Origin of the sequence: Acinetobacter sp. GSS19 (assembly GCF_028621895.1) — a bacterium.
GTDB lineage: Bacteria > Pseudomonadota > Gammaproteobacteria > Pseudomonadales > Moraxellaceae > Acinetobacter.
Map to the genome: position 1 here is coordinate 423,302 of NZ_CP117520.1, position 17,206 is coordinate 440,507.

Consider the following 17,206-nt stretch of genomic DNA (forward strand, 5'->3'; position numbering starts at 1 on the left):
GTAGGAAAGATTAATACTTTATGTTTCGAGATATTTCACGCAATGCTATTGGATGGCATGTAATTGCCCTGTGGTGATTAGTCAGGGAGTACGTTGGTATGTGGTCAGGAAAACTGAAGCCAAGAATCAGTTCTATTGTTCTTGATGTGAAATCACCTGGAAATCAAATAAAATCAATTTCTTATATTGTGATCTTTTGTTTACCCAACATAATATAGCTGCAAAATCTGAACGCAGATCCTGTAAATCGCTTCTTTAAATCAGGAGAGTTATGACCTGTGATCGACTTGGATTAAAAATGAAAAAATCTGTAATAATCCCTATAGATTTCAAGTTAAAAAGATTATAAGATAAAATCCCGTAAAAAAAATATGGGATTTGATCTTTATGATCATCTAATAATAATTCTGCAAAAAACATAACTTGATGATGAAAAATAATGGGGCATAAATGATGGAATGGAGTGAAAGTTATAACATTGGAATTGATGTGATAGATAATCAACATCGCCAAATCCTAGATTATATTAATGCATTAGAAAAAATCATTAGTGGAGGGCAGAGAGACAAGATTAAAGAAGTCTTGGATGATCTGATCGACTATACCCAATCACATTTTAGTTTTGAAGAAAACCTGCTTCAGCAGGTCAACTATCAATATCTACCATCGCATAAAGGTATTCATGAGTTATTTGTTAAACGGCTGAATGACTGTCGTCATAAATTTGATCGGGGTGAGTCCGTCGAGAACGACTTATATCGGTTACTGTCTAAGTGGTTAATTAACCATATTCAACATGATGACCAGGATTACGTAGATTCAGTGCGTGACAATATGTTGCATTATCTACGTGCACAAGAGCAGAAAAAAGGTAAAAGCTGGTTCGCGCGTTTTTTTAGCTAAACAATTGAAGCATCAAATAAAGTTTGACCACACATTGCGCTAATACCCTGGATGATCAAATGCTCTGGATTTTCTTCAGACATGCCTTTGATGGCTGCATCAATGCGTAGAAGGAGCATCGGCCAGGCTAAAAAACACTGTGGGTGAAAGCGGCGCAAGGCTTGTTGGTATACACTAACTTTATTTTTCCAGATGCCCAGTTGCAGGGCATTTTGCGGTTGTTCATACAGTTGCATCAGTAAACGCATTTCTTTGCTGAGTGTCCACAGGATCAGGCTGTGCGGTTCACCGGAAGCAACCAGGTACTGAAAGATTTTGATGGCTTGTGCCAGCTTGCCTGCCAGCAGGGCATCACTTAAATCGTAACTGGTATAGCGTGATTGATCCTGTAAGCAGCTATACAGTTGTTCAATCTGGATCAGTGCTTGGTCAGGAAAAGTATCACTCACCCGCATCAGGCTGTTTTTTGCAGCCAACAGGTTATGTTCATGATGCTGCATCAGCCATTGCCATGCAGCAGTATCGAGTTGTATTCCGAGCTTTTCGGCTTCAACACTGAGAATGCGTTGACGATCTTGTGGATAGGTGGCAGTCAGGGGAACCACGACCCCATTGGCTTCAATCACCTGAAAAAAACTGGATTTCAGACTCGCACTGTCCTGCTTGGGCATGACGACCAAAAGCAGATTCTGTTCATTTTGCTGGATATAACTCTTGAGCTGTTTGACGCCATTTGCATCCGGCTTTATGTTGCCGTGTACTTCTACCGCAAGTTGCTGTGAAAATAGAGATAGGCTATTGAGTGCATTAAAGACATTTTTCCAATCACTGACACTGGCGATATCATAACGTTGCCGCTCGATTTCCTGCTGCTGCCAGTGATGGCGGAACGCATCAAGCAGGTTCTGTTCAAGCAGAGGTTCCTGCCCGTGCAGGATCCAGGCACCGCGTGCTTCTGTGACACGTTTTAATGCCTGCAGATAATCCAGTTTCATGAGGCAAATTAAGGTGCAGCAGTCTGAGCGGTTTTTACCAGAGGTAAACGGTTCGCTGCAATCTGTCGACTGATTTGCTGAGCGATATCATCAATCACAATACGATTGAGATAGCTTTCTTGTTGGTTGTCGGTATTGACGGTTTCGACGTCATATTGATAACTGCGTGATGCAGTTAAGGTACGGGGTTGGGTAATTGGATTGCCTTGACGGTCTTCAATCTGGAAGGTTACGGTCAAACGCAACAACACCTCAGTGAGTTTGCCATTTAATAACTGGCGACGTGGTGTATATTCCAGTACACGTAGTACATAGGCATCATTCGCTTGGCCCAATTGTACCCCCGATGCGGCCAGGTAGGTGTTGAGCTGACGATTCAATTCATCGGTATTGGCGGGTAAGACCAGGTTCAGTTTTTGATATACCAGAGGAGCAGCGGTGGGATTCATTCCTTTCAAATGAAAACCACAGCCGACCAAGCTTGCACTCAGACCTAAGGTTAAGACAATGGCTGCGAAACGTTGGACAAAATGCATGCGTATTCCTCTGTAATCAGGTCTTAAACGACCAGGTTAACCAGTTTGTTCGGGACGACAATTTCTTTCTTGGTTGGACCAGTCAAGAATTGTTGCACTTCAGGCAAGGCCTTCGCCTGTGCCAAAAGGTCCTCTTTTGAAGTGTCGACAGCAACTTCAAGCTTACCACGGAGCTTACCGTTCACTTGTACCACAATCGTTTGGGTATTTCGAGTCAAAGCAGATTCATCCACTTTCGGGAATAAAGCTGCGGTCAATTCGATCCCGAACTCTGCCAGTAAGGTCTGGCTCAAGTGCGGTGCAAATGGTGCCAATAACAGCAACAGTGTGGTGATGGCTTCGCGTGCCACGGCAAAATCATTGTCTGATGTTGGCTCAAACTTGTTAATGCTGTTGAGCAATTCCATCTGTGCCGCAATCGCCGTATTGAATGAGTGACGACGCTGAATGTCATCGCCCACCTTTTGGATCGTTTCATGCACTTTACGACGCAGGTCTTGTGCTTCTTTCGACAAGTTTGCCGTATCAATGGTGCTGCTGGCATTGCCTTTTTCCAGGAAGCCTGAGGCCAAACGCCAAACACGTTTCAGGAAGCGGTTGGCACCTTCTACACCAGCATCCGACCATTCAAGTGACTGATCCGGTGGAGCAGCAAACATCATGAACACACGTGCAGTATCAGCACCGTACTGGTCAATGATGGCTTGCGGGTCGATACCGTTATTCTTCGATTTCGACATTTTTTCCTGACCACCGATGATGACTGGTTCACCATCACCTGTGTATCTGGCTGCAAGGATACGGCCTTTTTCATCGCGTTCGAGTTCGATGTCTGCCGGGTTAAACCAGGTTTTTTTGCCTGATGTTTCTTCGCGGTAGAAGGTGTCTGCCAATACCATGCCTTGAGTGAGCAGGTTGGTAAATGGTTCGTTGCCTTGTACCACGCCTTCATCGCGCATCAATTTATGGAAGAAGCGTGCATACAGTAAATGTAGGATCGCGTGTTCCACACCACCGATGTACTGGTTCACCGGTAACCAGCTTTGTGCTGCTTCCGGTTTGACCATACCACCAGTAAAATCTGGAGACGCGTAACGCGCGTAATACCAAGAAGACTCTACAAAGGTATCCAGCGTGTCTGTTTCACGACGTGCATCGCCGCCACAGCATGGACACTTGGTTTCATAGAATTCAGGCATCTTGTTCAGTGGGTTGCCTGAACCGTCTGGCACCACATCGGTTGGTAAAATGACTGGTAGTTGATCTTCTGGAACCGGAACCTGACCACATTTCTCACAGTTGATCATTGGAATTGGGCAGCCCCAGTAACGCTGACGCGACACACCCCAGTCACGTAAACGGAACTGGACTTTACTGTTGGCTAAACCTTGCGGTTCCAGTTTTGCCAGGATGGCGTCAAATGCACCCTGGAAATCCAAGCCATCAAATTCGCCCGAATTGACCAGCTTACCGTCTTTTGAACCGTACCATTCTTGCCATTCAGTGGCTGAGAAGTCAGCATCTTCTGTGCCTTTGGCATCAATGACCTGTTTGATTGGTAAGCCGAACTTGTTGGCAAATTCAAAATCACGTTCATCATGCGATGGCACTGCCATCACGGCACCTGAACCGTAGGACATCAACACATAGTTGGCAATCCACACCGGCACTTGTTCACCAGTCACTGGATGTTTGACGAACAAGCCAGTCGCCATGCCTTTTTTCTCGGCTGTGGCCAAATCGGCTTCTGCCACAGAACCCATGCGGCATTCTTCGATAAACGCTTTCAGTTCAGGATTGTTTTCAGCTGCTTTGAGTGCTATTGGGTGTTCGGCAGCAACCGCGACATAGGTTACACCCATCAAGGTGTCTGCACGTGTCGTGAACACGGTCAAGCCATCTGCATAGATGTCTGGATTTGCTGAAGGGAAAGTGATTTCCATTCCTTGTGAACGACCAATCCAGTTACGCTGCATGGTCAAGACTTGCTGTGGCCAGCCATCTTTGAGTGAATCTAAATCATCGAGTAGTTCTTGAGCATAGTCGGTAATACGGAAGTAATACATTGGAATGTCGCGTTTTTCCACCAAGGCACCAGAACGCCAGCCGCGGCCATTTTCCACCTGTTCATTGGCAAGAACGGTTTGATCAACCGGATCCCAGTTCACGGTAGACAGTTTGCGGTAGATCAGGCCTTTTTTATACAGCTGGACAAACAACCATTGTTCCCAGTGATAGTACTCTGGAGTACAGGTGGCGAATTCACGATCCCAGTCAATCGACAAGCCCAAACGCTTTAACTGGTTGCGCATGTAGTCGATATTTTCAAAGGTCCATTTCGCTGGAGCAACTTTGTGGGCAATCGCTGCATTTTCGGCAGGTAAACCGAAAGCATCCCATCCCATTGGTTGCAGCACGGTTTCACCTTTTAAACGGTAGAAACGGCTAATGACGTCACCAATGGTATAGTTACGCACATGACCCATATGCAGCTTGCCGCTTGGGTAAGGGAACATCGACAGAATGTAACGATGTGGACCTTCTACAGTGTCGGCAACTTTAAAGGCTTTGCGATCTTCCCAGTCTTTTTGGACATTTGGCTCAATCGCACTTGCTTGATATTCAGGGTCAATGTGAGTAGTCATAAACGTATCGTGAACAACAATAAAAATTTTGTCGCAAAGCATAGCGCAAAATGCACCTAAAAGTGAATTTTGCGCAGCAGTTTCTTTTACAACTCTAATTTTGCAGCAAGAGTCATCGCATTCATCTAGGCTGACCGATCTATGCTGCAATTCCGCTGCAGATTGCAGAGGGCGGGTAATCGGAGCATTACTTTAATTTTTTGCTGCAGATGCAACTGGCACTTTTTGTGACATGGTGTCGGTCATTTTTGTGCCCGGCGCTGCTTTTTCAGTGGCTGCTGGTGCGGTTGCCGCTGTATCGGTTTTATTCTCTACTGCCGAATTGGGTGCCGGTGTCGGGGTGCTTGAAGTTGTTATGTTGTGATGCCAGCCATAGGTATCAATTTTGCCTTTTTTAATGGCATGATTGGGTGGAGGGGTCATGGTGTAGTGGGTAGAGCCATTACGATCGACCCATTTGTAGTATTCTTTTGCCGACGCCGGTGTTGTGCTGAACAAAACGGCTGAAACCAGCGAAGAAATCCATAAAATATTCTTTATTTGCATTGTCATGAAGCCCCAACAAAAATGCTTTAATCGTGATGTAAATTTATACTGAAAATCATGTGGCATGATCGCCTTATTTTACGCTGACTGCTAGAGAGTTTTCTGCATTTTTATCCATGAATGAACGAGAAAAATGCTCGGCTCTACGCATCATTTTTAACAACCCTCTACAGAAATATCACAGTCTTGCCGATAAGCGTGAAAGCAGTCTGAATCTTGTTCAGTATTTTAAGTACGCGGTGAGAATTTCTGCTTAAATGGGTGGCTGTGAAATTCACTAGAAACTAAAGCGGATTTCCAGACAAATAAAGCGGAAAAAGCCGAGTTTTGATCTTGACTTTAATAGGCGAAACTACAAAAATGCTTGCTTTGGTTTTATGTGCTTTTATTCGATCACCCTTTGAATAAATGTCATGACGTGCAATGGGCATTTTCTCTAGCCGAGAAGATGATCAAAGCGAAGAAATATGTGTATCCCGACATATTTTAAATCAACACGAAGCTTATTCGGTTGTGTTGTCAGAATTTTTCCTATTTGCAGCGAAAACCACTCCACATGTGTGCTATAAACAGTGCAGACAGTTAAATGAATGAAACGCGGTTTGTGCCTTCCACAAATTGCGAGAAGATTAGGGTGAATCACGTTGGAACTTTTATCTGGTGGTGAAATGCTCGTTCGTGCTCTTGCGGACGAAGGCGTTGAGCATGTTTTTGGGTATCCAGGCGGCGCAGTTTTACATATTTACGATGCGCTTTTTCAACAAGACAAAATTAATCATTACCTCGTGCGTCATGAGCAAGCTGCTGGTCATATGGCAGATGCCTACTCACGTGTCACCGGTAAAACCGGTGTGGTGCTGGTGACTTCAGGTCCAGGCGCAACCAATACCGTGACTCCAATCGCAACTGCATACATGGACTCCATCCCAATGGTGATCCTGTCAGGTCAGGTTGCCAGTCATTTAATCGGCGAAGATGCTTTCCAAGAAACCGATATGGTGGGTATTTCCCGTCCAATCGTAAAACACAGTTTCCAGGTACGTCACGCCAGTGAAATTCCTGCGGTTATTAAAAAAGCATTCTATATCGCGGCATCAGGCCGTCCAGGTCCAGTAGTTGTTGATATTCCAAAGGATGCAACTAACCCGGCTGAAAAATTTGCCTACGAATACCCAGAAAAAGTGAAGATGCGTTCGTATCAACCCCCGCATCGTGGTCACTCTGGTCAGATCCGTAAAGCGATCGATGAGCTGATCGTAGCGAAGCGCCCAGTAATTTACACGGGTGGTGGTGTGGTACAGGGTAATGCTTCTGGATTGCTGACCGAACTTGCACATCTTCTGGGTTACCCAGTGACCAATACCTTGATGGGGCTTGGTGGTTTCCCTGGTGATGATGAACAGTTCATCGGTATGCTCGGTATGCATGGTACCTATGAAGCCAATATGGCGATGCACCATGCAGATTTGATCCTGTGCGTTGGCGCGCGTTTTGATGACCGTGTGACCAATAACCCGGCAAAATTCTGTCCGAATGCCAAAGTCATTCATATTGATATTGACCCGGCAACGATTTCAAAAACCATTATGGCGCACATTCCAATTGTCGGTGCAGTAGAGCCTGTATTGCAGGAAATGCTGGTGCAATTGAAGCAAATGAATGTGTCTAAGCCAAATCCTGAAGCGATTGCGGCATGGTGGTCACAAATTAATGAGTGGCGTAAAGTACATGGCCTGAAATACCGGGTTCCTGCGGATGGCTCAATGAAACCACAACAAGTGGTTGAGGCACTGTACAAGGCAACCAATGGTGAAGCGATCATTACTTCTGACGTAGGCCAACACCAGATGTTTGGTGCCTTGTATTACAAATACAAACGTCCACGTCAATGGATCAACTCGGGTGGTCTAGGGACCATGGGTGTTGGTTTGCCGTATGCAATGGCTGCGAAACTCGCTTGCCCAGAGCAGCAAGTGGTGTGTATCACGGGTGAAGCATCGATCCAGATGTGTATTCAAGAGCTTTCAACCTGTAAACAGTACGGTTTGAATGTGAAGATTCTATGCCTGAACAACCGTGCCTTGGGTATGGTGAAACAGTGGCAAGACATGAACTACGAAGGCCGTCATTCAAGTTCTTATGTCGAATCTTTACCAGACTTCCCGAAACTGATGGAAGCTTATGGTCACGTCGGTATTCAGATTGACCATGCAGATGAGCTTGAAAGCAAGCTTGCTGAAGCGATGGCCATTAATGACAAATGCGTATTTATTAACGTGATGGTCGACCGTACCGAGCATGTTTATCCGATGCAGGTGGCAGGTCAATCCATGCGTGATATGTGGGTTGCAAAAGGGGAGCGTACCTAATGAGACATATTATTTCCGTTCTCGTTGAAAATGAATCAGGTGCGCTTTCACGTCTCGTGGGTTTATTTAGCCAACGTGGCTATAACATCGAAACTCTGAATGTTGCACCGACTGAAGATGCAACATTATCTCGTCTAACCCTCACGACGTATGGTGACGAGCATAAAATTGAGCAAATTACCAAACAGCTCAATAAACTGGTTGAAGTAGTAAAAGTAGTGGATCTGTCAGAAGGTGCTCACATTGAGCGCGAATTGATGCTGATCAAAGTCAAAGCACTGGGTTCAGCACGCGCCGAGATCAAGCGCACAGCGGATATTTTCCGCGCGCAAGTGGTTGATGTGACACCAACGACTTATACCATTCAGATTGCAGGAACAACTGATAAATTAGATGGTTTTATTGATGCACTTGCAGAAAACACCATTCTTGAAGTGGTTCGTTCTGGTGTGTCGGGTATCGCTCGTGGCGAAAAAGTACTGACCATCTAATTTAATTTAAAAGCATTTTAGCGGAGAAAACAGATGCAAATTTTTTACGATAAAGACTGTGACTTATCAATCATCCAAAGCAAGAAAGTTGCGATTATTGGTTACGGTTCTCAAGGCCATGCGCATGCGCAAAACCTTAAAGATTCTGGCGTAGACGTAACTGTAGGTCTACGTGCAGGTTCAGCTTCTTGGAAAAAAGCTGAAAATGCAGGCCTTAAAGTTGCTGAAGTACCAGCAGCTGTTGCGCAAGCTGACCTTGTAATGATATTGACTCCAGATGAGTTCCAAGCTCAACTTTATCGTGACGTGATCGAGCCAAACATCAAGCAAGGCGCGACACTTGCATTTGCTCACGGTTTCTCTGTTCTTTACAACCAAGTTGTTCCACGTAAAGACTTAGACGTGATCATGGTTGCTCCTAAAGCACCAGGCCACACTGTACGTTCTGAATTCCAACGTGGTTCAGGTGTTCCAGACCTTATCGCGATTCATCAAGATGCTTCTGGTAATGCACGTAATGTTGCACTTTCTTACGCTTCAGGCGTAGGTGGTGGTCGTACTGGTATCATCGAAACTTCATTCCGTGAAGAAACTGAAACTGACTTGTTCGGTGAACAAGCGGTTCTTTGTGGTGGTGCGGTTGAATTGGTGAAAATGGGCTTCGAAACTTTGGTTGAAGCAGGTTATGCACCAGAAATGGCTTACTTCGAATGCTTGCACGAACTTAAATTGATCGTTGACTTGATGTTCGAAGGCGGTATCGCGGACATGAACTACTCAGTGTCTAACAACGCTGAATACGGCGAATACGTGACTGGCGTTGAAGTCATCAACGAACAATCTCGTGAAGCAATGCGTAATGCCCTTAAACGCATCCAATCTGGTGAGTATGCGAAGATGTTCATCCAAGAAGGTGCATTGAACTATCCTTCAATGACTGCGCGTCGTCGTCAAAACGCAGCACACGGTATCGAAGTTACTGGTGCTAAATTGCGTGCAATGATGCCTTGGATCCAAGCGAACAAGATCGTTGATAAAGAGAAAAACTAATTGGATTGATTTTTTCAATTAGTCAAAAATCCCCCTTATTTTAGGGGGATTTTTTATTCAAGAATAAAAATAGGTGACTGTAATTTAGGCTCTTTTTTGATCGAGCGTATCTGGGAAAATCGATTAGATTATAAATCCCATTTTTTCTGTTTAAATAAAAGCAGTATAAATGTCATTTGCTATCTTTTTATTTAAAAAAATATGAGTTAAAGCAAGATTGGTAATGATGTAGATTCGGAAAATTGATTTTTTTGAGAATACGTAACAAGATATAAATAAAGGCTGGTTTTTAAATGTAAATATAAGTTGTTGAAAATATACTATAAAAATAGTCCGTTGAATTGTTATGTTAATTATAAAAGCCAGTTTAAGCTGATATTAAAAGTACTATTATTATATTTATAATATAATGGATAAAAATAATAAATAAAAAACAATTAGTTAGCTGATTGTTTAATATGTTTTTCTGTTGAATAAATATATCTATCGTGAAATGTGTTGTTTCGTTGTGAATTTACTCCAGTCCCCTAAGATAAAACTACAGTTACAAAGTTGGATTATCAACCTGATGGTAAAACCAAGTAATTGTGTCTATGAAAATCTTTTTATAAAAAGACGGGAGAATTCCTATGAAAAAATTAATAAAAACATCATTGTACGCCCTAATCCTAGGTGTAAGTGCAGGTGCTGGCGTTGTTTATGCCGAAGAAGTTGAAAGTCCGGATTTACAGGCTCAAACTGATGCATGTAATGGTGGCGGTGGTAAAGGCTGTAGTGGTCACATTCCAATTAATGTAACAGTAGCAAAGCATTGTTATATTAAAACAACACCAGCAATTAACCTAGCTGCTAATGGCACAGGTTTTGGTCAATTCGCTGTGGTTAGTAATGCAGATTATAAATTGCATTTGAAAACACAGAATGGTTCACAGGCTCTTTTGAATGGGGATGCCACTAAAAATATCCCACTTACAATTAAGACTACCGCTGGTGCTAATTCTTATAATTTAAATCAATGGTATTCAGGCATTCCTAAATCTCAAGTGCTTTATAATGTCAGCGTAAGTACATCTGGTATTGACTTGTCGACTAAAGAAGCAGGTATATATAAAGATACCTATCTAATTGATGTAGATTTCTAAGTTTTCCCAATAGTTGGTCTTATTTGTGAATAGGACCAACTTTTTTAGTTACGAATAATAAACATTATATACTTTTTATATTTCTATTAAATTGGGTCAGGGAGAGGGAAATGAAGCCATTTTTACATCCTCTATTTATGTTGTGGGGAATGGTTTTTTTTAATCATACTAGTCATGCGGATATGTTAATTGAACCCGTTCAACTTTATTTATCAGAAAAAGCGAAGCAACGAAGCGCAACGTTAACTTTTGATGCTGTAGATGAGAAGCAGGCACGAAATTTTGAAGTAAAAGCAGTTAAGTGGACGCAAAACGAATACGGACAAGATGTCTATGAGCCTGATTCTAGCATTATAATTAATCCTAAAACTTTTGTTATCAAGCCAAATACTAAGCAGTTGATTCGAGTGGGATTTAATCAGCCGATAGTGAGTCTTGGATTGAAAAAGGAAATGGCTTGGAGAGTTATATTTACTGAAATACCTGCTGTTGCGAATGAAACAGGTGTGAACTTTGCATTGAACATCAGTATTCCTTTCTTTGTGGGGAAACAGAGTGATACAAATGTTGTTTTAAAGTTGAAGAAAAATGTTAATACTACCTTGTTGAATGTTTATAATGCTGCTGACTCCCATGTTCAGATAAAAAAGTTATCAATTCTTGATCAAAATAAAAAAGAAGTTTTTAAGTTGGATAACATGAAATATTTATTGGCTAAATCTCAAAGTGATTTGGAGTTGGGGGCTATTAAATTAGCAGAGATAAATAAATATACTGTATTAATGAAAACAGATAAAAATGATGAGGAATTGAGATTAAAAATTATGGAGTAATTTTTTTATGGGTAAAATAAAAATTCCACTATTATTATATTGTATATTATATGCTCAGGTAACTTCTGCGGTAGAACAATCATTGGAAAATCCACCTGTGCTAAGTACAATCTGGTTAAATGGTGTGGATCAGCAGACAGAAATTCTTTTTTTTAAAGAAAATGAGCAGGAGTATTTAGAATGCTCTGTGCTTGAAAAGTTAAACTTAAATATCACATTATTAAAGCATCATTCAAAAAATAATATGTTCTGTTTGGTCACACAAGATCAACTTAAGGTTGAATTTGATGCTTCACTTCAAGCTGTTAAGTTGGACGTCCCTGCTCATTATTTTAATAGGGGGAGTAGCAATGAAATTTTATATTCTAAACCAGAGAAATCTGATTTAGGTGCTTTCTTGAACTATGATTTTTTTTATTTAAATGATGAGGGTGGTAATGAATTAAATACCTTATCTGAGCTAGGTATTTTTAAAGATAATTGGATTTTTAAAAATACATTTATCTATAGGAAAAAAGATGATTCAGAAAATGAGAATGATAGTGGGAAAGCATTTGCAAGGTTAAACACATCATTAGATTTTGATTTTTCCGATAGTTTAACTAGTTTAACCATTGGTGATACGACTACTATTTCTAATGCATTAATTAATTCATTCCGGTTTGGTGGTATAAGTTGGGGAAGTAATTATACAAATCGACCTGATTTTATTTATTGGAATGTACCAAGTTTAGAAGGGAGTGCTGTTGTACCTTCAACTGTAGATTTATATTTGAATGGGGTCAGTATTTTTAAGCAGACAGTGAGTCCTGGTGATTATAATTTACAAGTTGGGGCGAATATTCAGAATGCTGGTGAAGCACAACTGGTGGTTGAAGATGTATTAGGTAATAGAACTGTACAAAGTTTTCCTATATTAATTAGTAGTCGTTTATTAAAGCCAGGATTGAATGAGTATAATCTTTCCTTGGGTAAGATTCGTTATGATTATAGTTCTGGAGAGAATGATTATCGTGAGTTTTTTACTAGCTTGTATTTTAGGCGAGGAATAAGCTCAAAAACCACTTTGGGTGCTAATGCATCTTATAGTAAAGATCTACAGAGTTTAGGTTTATTATGGACTCAGGCGGTAAGTAAGTATTTTACTGCAGATGTTGTAGGGGTGATAAGTCATACTGATGATCAGCAAGGTTATTCTGCAGGTTTGTCACTCAATAAAAATTTTGGTCGTTTTAATTTTGGTTTAAGTAGTCGATATACCAGTGACGATTATAAAGTATTGGGTTACGACGATGGCTTTGTAATGCCTAAATGGGAGAATTTGTTATATTTCGGATTGACGGATCTTCCTATTTTTCAAAATTTCAATATGAATTATGTTGAACAAAGACAGCATCAAGATCAAAATTCTCGTGGAGTAGACCGTAAAGTACTAAGAGCAGAGTTTTCTCGGCAAATTACCGCTGATTTGTCGATGAGAGCAGGTTATTTTAAAGAGTTTGATGAGCAGGCTGATTCTGGAGCCTTCTTATTTTTGACATATAACTTTGGAAAGAACCGAACTTTGTATGCTGATTATTCTACTGAAGGCGATGCTAGCCTTACTTATGCTCAGTCGAATTATGGGCAATTAGGGTTGGATTATGCAGTAGGTGTTCAGCGGAGAAGTGATCGTGAGATGATTTATAATGTGGATGGTCAAATAAAAACTCGTGTAGGAGACTTGACCCTTCAGCATGTACAGTCAGATCAATCCCATCAGACTCAAGCGGGTTATCGCGGTGCAATGGTATGGTTGGATGGTCAGTTTAACTTTACCCAACCTGTTGATAATGCTTTTGCTTTGGTGCGTGTGGGTGACTATTCGGATATTGATGTTTATCGTACTCTAGCACTGGCCGGTAAAACCAATAAAAGAGGTTATGTATTTGTTCATGATATTCCTGCTTATGTGAATTACGATATCTCCTTTGATATAGATCAGTTACCAATGGATGATAAGGTACCTTTCTCTAGCAAAAAAATATCAGCTTTAGATAAGCGTGGTTATGTAGTTAATTTTCCAGTTTATCATGCTCAAAAAGCAGTAATTCGATTGCTTGATATAAATCAACATAGGTTTGTGGCAGGTAGTGAAGTACATCTAGATAATCCAGAAAAAGATATTTATCCGGTAGGAACAGATGGCTTGGTCACTCTATATGGTTTATTGCCTGGTGAGCATAAACTGACCGTTTACACTACAGGCGGTGCTTCTTGTCAAAGTAAGTTGATTGTTGCTGAAAAAACCTCGGTTGAACAGCAAAATAAGACTATTGATCTCGTGTGTAAATAAAAATGATAATAAGGGTGAATAATGATGAAAATAATAACTTTAACGATATTCTTGCTCTTATGGATGCCTACTTTGCAAGCCAAACAATGTGCGCTGGGTTCGTTCACGGATCCAAAACTGTACTTGTCTTATACCTATGGAAGCCAAGCAGCAACTTCTTTTAAAGTTTCATGTGACCACGCGTATGGTATTCGTTTTAGTAGTGAAAATTTAAGGGATTCAAGTGGAAATAGTTATGTTACTAATGGCGTGAATAAACTAAGAACTCGAATGACTATATCTGGGGCTGGTAATAATTTGTGGAATGTGTCTATACCCCAATCGGCAAGTTCAAATAACAAATATGTGATTTTTGTTCAATTGGCTGAGCGTCCATCAGCGCTGACTACGGCAGGAACGTATACAGATAGAATTTATATCGATTTAGCTTTCTAATGTAAATTGTCTCCTTATATGTTGCTTTGGACATAAACGTTTAAAATATTACCCAATACTCAAAACGCATCATAAAACTGTCAAAAATCTCGGGTAGGATGACCACGAAAAAGAAAATAATTGGTGGTTGTATGTCTGGTCTATACCCAACAGCCCTATTAAAACAACAAGATTTTCCAGAACCGTTTAAGTTTTACTTTAAACGTAAAAATAAAGAAACAATCACGGAAGAGATTGATCGTTTACAGGTGCTTGTCCGTCCTAAGCTTAAAATTGCGATTGTTACCGAAACTTGGCCGCCTGAAATAAATGGGGTGGCCTTGTCTTTGTTGCAACTGTGTAAAGGTCTACAGCAAAAAGGCCATAAAATTTTGCTGATTCGTCCAGAGCAAAAAGTGCCCTGTCATGACTTTACTCCTAATAAAGAATGTTTGGTCGTGGCACAACCAGTTCCCAAATATCCGGCTTTGAAATTCGGTTGGCCACAATATTTAAAAGTGAGCCATGCTTTAGAAGAGTTTCAACCGCAGGTGGTGCATATTGTCACGGAAGGTCCCCTCGGATTGACTGCTTTGCAGGCGGCTAAATCGAAGAATATGCCTGTAACTAGCGGATTTCATTCGCCATTTCAGGATTTTAGTCGTTTTTTTGATCTTGCTTTTTTAGTCAAGCCGATTCAACGCTACCTTTGTTGGTTTCATAACAGTACTCAATTGACCTGCGTTCCAAGTCAGGATACTGAGCGTGCTTTACGTCAGTTCGGGGTGAGTTGTCCATTAAAAGTGGTAGGGCGTGGGGTGGATACGCAACGTTTTTCACCCCGACATCGCTCTGAAAGTCTACGTTATCAATGGGGTGTTTCGGCCGATACCACGGTTATGTTGTATGTAGGACGTCTTTCTCCAGAAAAAGAAATTGACGTGCTGATTGAGGCTTATTGTGCCAGAGCAAAAGAAACACATGCACATCAAGTGAAATTGGTGATTGTGGGAGATGGCCCTGATCGCGCACGCCTGCAAACACTTGCTGCCAGCAGTGATGTCCTGTTCACGGGTAGTTTGACCGGACATGACCTTGCAACGGCTTATGCCAGTGCCGATGTTTTTGTTTTTGCCAGTCAGGTTGAAACCTTTGGTAATGTGGTACTGGAAGCGATGGCGAGTGGCTTGCCTGTCGTGGCTTATGATTATGCCTGTGCTCATCAGCATATTGAACATGGCGAAACTGGCTGGCTCAGTCCTTTAGGTCACAAGCAGCACTTAATCCAGTGTATTAATGTTTTGCCCAATAATCGGGTTCTTCGACAAATGGGCTTACGTGCGGTACAGCAAGCAGAAAGAATGGGTTGGCAACATCCGGTACAACAACTGGAACAGGCCTTGTATGACGTTGTTCAGGAGAACGTCATGATCACATAGCTCCAAGCGTGATGCTTGAGGAGAGAAAGCATGAATTTTAAAAATGCAAAAATTAGAATACTTGATCTCGATTATAAAGGCTGTTTGTACTTCAACCACTTGTCACATTCTCAGCAGGTGGCTGCTTTTTTTAAAATCATTAGCCGGCTAGGCGATGGCATTTTCTGGTATGTGATGTTGGCCATCGTCTGGATCTTGGAGGGACTACGTTACGGTCTGCAAATTTTATACTTGTTGGCAGGCGGTGCGGTTGGAACCAGTATCTATAAATATCTCAAGCATAAAACCACGCGCCCCAGACCTTATCAGGTGCATCAAGTGATCATTCTGGGAGAGCGCCCTCTAGATCATTTTAGCTTTCCTTCCGGACATACCTTGCATGCGGTGATGGTCAGTATCACTCTGGGTTATATTCAGCCATTCCTGATCACACTGCTGATGCCTTTTACCATTCTGGTGGCGTTATCACGTATGATTTTAGGACTACATTATCCGAGTGATGTCCTGGTCGGTGCTGCAATTGGAGCAATGGTCGCGACGGGGATTATTTTGACTGCACCCTTCTTGAATATCATCCTCTAAGTGCAAAAAATTCTGTGTAGTGAATCTAGCGAAAGTCGAGTAATTTGCTAAAGTACAGACTTTCCTTCCGATTATTTAGGTTGAGCTATGGGTTTACGTTGGACTGATACCATCGATATTGCGATTGAGCTTTCTGAAGCACATCCTGATGTGGATCCACAATGGATTCGTTTTACCGATTTGCATGCCTGGATTTGTGCACTACCAGATTTTAGTGATGATCCGAATAAATCGACAGAAGGTTTGCTCGAGGCCATTCAAATGGCATGGATTGATGAAGTTCGCTAAAAATACGCAGAAAAATCTAAACTTTTACATATTGAACGCTGCTAGTTGAGCATTATGTGGTTATAATGCGGCAAATTTTTTGACGTTTAAATCTTAAGGAGCCGATCATGGCAATTGAACGTACTTTATCTATCGTTAAGCCAGATGCAGTGGGTAAAAACCACGTTGGTGATATCTTTGCTCGTTTCGAAAAAGCTGGTCTTAAAATCGTTGCGACTAAAATGAAACACCTTTCTCAAGCTGAAGCTGAAGGCTTCTATGCTGAGCACAAAGAACGCGGTTTCTTTGCTGACCTCGTTGCTTTCATGACTTCTGGTCCAGTGGTTGTTTCTGTTCTTGAAGGCGAAAACGCTGTTCTTGCTCACCGTGAAATCTTGGGCGCGACTAACCCAAAAGAAGCGGCTCCTGGTACAATCCGTGCAGACTTCGCTGTAAGCATCGATGAAAACGCTGCTCACGGTTCTGACTCAGTTGCTTCTGCAGAGCGCGAAATTTCTTACTTCTTCGCTCAAACTGAGATCTGCCCACGTACTCGTTAATCGGCAGCATTCAAACCAGATAAGTGTTATTATACTTATCTGGTTTTTTTATTCTCTTTAGAATGGTTTGCTTGAATATTGAGCGAATTGTTTTCATTT

General features: G+C 41.7%; 16 protein-coding genes. 12 read left to right on the forward strand and 4 right to left on the reverse strand.

Features of this window, described 5'->3' with window-relative positions:
• Positions 1–453 precede the first annotated feature (453 nt).
• Complete coding sequence (locus PGW99_RS02160) at positions 454–903, forward strand: bacteriohemerythrin (protein ID WP_273779404.1); 450 nt, start codon at positions 454–456, stop codon at positions 901–903.
• On the opposite strand, the gene holA is transcribed toward PGW99_RS02160, so the two are convergent.
• The 4 genes from holA to PGW99_RS02180 form a co-directional block, all read right to left on the reverse strand.
• Positions 900–1,898 (reverse strand): DNA polymerase III subunit delta, encoded by a 999-nt coding sequence (gene holA, locus PGW99_RS02165; protein ID WP_273778464.1) that lies wholly within the window; start codon positions 1,896–1,898, stop codon positions 900–902. The two genes, PGW99_RS02160 and holA, sit on opposite strands and share 4 nt — an antisense overlap.
• 8 nt (positions 1,899–1,906) lie before the next feature.
• On the reverse strand, positions 1,907–2,434 hold the full coding sequence (locus PGW99_RS02170) for an LPS-assembly lipoprotein LptE (protein ID WP_273778465.1): 528 nt from the start codon (positions 2,432–2,434) through the stop codon (positions 1,907–1,909).
• Between the two features lie 23 nt (positions 2,435–2,457).
• Positions 2,458–5,079 (reverse strand): leucine--tRNA ligase, encoded by a 2,622-nt coding sequence (leuS, locus tag PGW99_RS02175; protein ID WP_273778467.1) that lies wholly within the window; start codon positions 5,077–5,079, stop codon positions 2,458–2,460.
• A gap of 192 nt (positions 5,080–5,271) precedes the next feature.
• Entirely contained in the window at positions 5,272–5,691 is a 420-nt protein-coding gene (locus PGW99_RS02180) for a DUF4124 domain-containing protein (RefSeq protein WP_443098204.1), read from the reverse strand.
• A 578-nt stretch (positions 5,692–6,269) separates the two neighbouring features.
• On the opposite strand from PGW99_RS02180, the gene PGW99_RS02185 reads away from it, so the two are divergent.
• The 11 genes from PGW99_RS02185 (at position 6,270) to ndk (ending at position 17,107) form a co-directional block, all read left to right on the forward strand.
• Positions 6,270–7,994, forward strand: coding sequence for an acetolactate synthase 3 large subunit (locus PGW99_RS02185; RefSeq protein WP_273778469.1), 1,725 nt, complete (start codon positions 6,270–6,272; stop codon positions 7,992–7,994).
• Positions 7,994–8,485, forward strand: a complete 492-nt coding sequence (gene ilvN / locus PGW99_RS02190) for an acetolactate synthase small subunit (protein WP_273778471.1) — start codon at positions 7,994–7,996, stop codon at positions 8,483–8,485. Before PGW99_RS02185 ends, ilvN begins: the two co-directional genes overlap by 1 nt.
• Positions 8,486–8,518: 33 nt before the next feature.
• The gene (ilvC, locus tag PGW99_RS02195) at positions 8,519–9,535 is read left to right on the forward strand and encodes a ketol-acid reductoisomerase (RefSeq protein WP_273778472.1); all 1,017 of its coding nucleotides are present in this window, start codon (positions 8,519–8,521) and stop codon (positions 9,533–9,535) included.
• A 629-nt stretch (positions 9,536–10,164) separates the two neighbouring features.
• Entirely contained in the window at positions 10,165–10,677 is a 513-nt protein-coding gene (locus PGW99_RS02200; protein ID WP_273778473.1) for a hypothetical protein, read from the forward strand.
• Between the two features lie 110 nt (positions 10,678–10,787).
• Positions 10,788–11,510, forward strand: a complete 723-nt coding sequence (locus PGW99_RS02205; RefSeq protein WP_273778474.1) for a fimbrial biogenesis chaperone — start codon at positions 10,788–10,790, stop codon at positions 11,508–11,510.
• A gap of 7 nt (positions 11,511–11,517) precedes the next feature.
• Positions 11,518–13,845: a fimbria/pilus outer membrane usher protein gene (locus PGW99_RS02210; RefSeq protein WP_273778475.1), complete on the forward strand. Its 2,328-nt coding sequence runs from the start codon at positions 11,518–11,520 to the stop codon at positions 13,843–13,845.
• 63 nt (positions 13,846–13,908) lie between these two features.
• Entirely contained in the window at positions 13,909–14,280 is a 372-nt protein-coding gene (locus PGW99_RS02215; protein WP_273779406.1) for a hypothetical protein, read from the forward strand.
• Between the two features lie 131 nt (positions 14,281–14,411).
• Positions 14,412–15,698 carry a glycosyltransferase family 4 protein gene (locus PGW99_RS02220; protein ID WP_273778476.1) on the forward strand — a complete coding sequence of 429 codons (1,287 nt, stop codon included), beginning with the start codon at positions 14,412–14,414 and terminating at the stop codon, positions 15,696–15,698.
• 30 nt (positions 15,699–15,728) lie between these two features.
• Positions 15,729–16,280: a phosphatase PAP2 family protein gene (locus tag PGW99_RS02225; protein WP_273778477.1), complete on the forward strand. Its 552-nt coding sequence runs from the start codon at positions 15,729–15,731 to the stop codon at positions 16,278–16,280.
• Positions 16,281–16,367: 87 nt separating this feature from the next.
• Positions 16,368–16,568 (forward strand): Fe-S cluster assembly protein IscX, encoded by a 201-nt coding sequence (gene iscX / locus PGW99_RS02230; RefSeq protein WP_273778478.1) that lies wholly within the window; start codon positions 16,368–16,370, stop codon positions 16,566–16,568.
• A gap of 107 nt (positions 16,569–16,675) precedes the next feature.
• Positions 16,676–17,107 carry a nucleoside-diphosphate kinase gene (gene ndk, locus PGW99_RS02235; RefSeq protein WP_273778479.1) on the forward strand — a complete coding sequence of 144 codons (432 nt, stop codon included), beginning with the start codon at positions 16,676–16,678 and terminating at the stop codon, positions 17,105–17,107.
• Positions 17,108–17,206 lie beyond the last annotated feature (99 nt).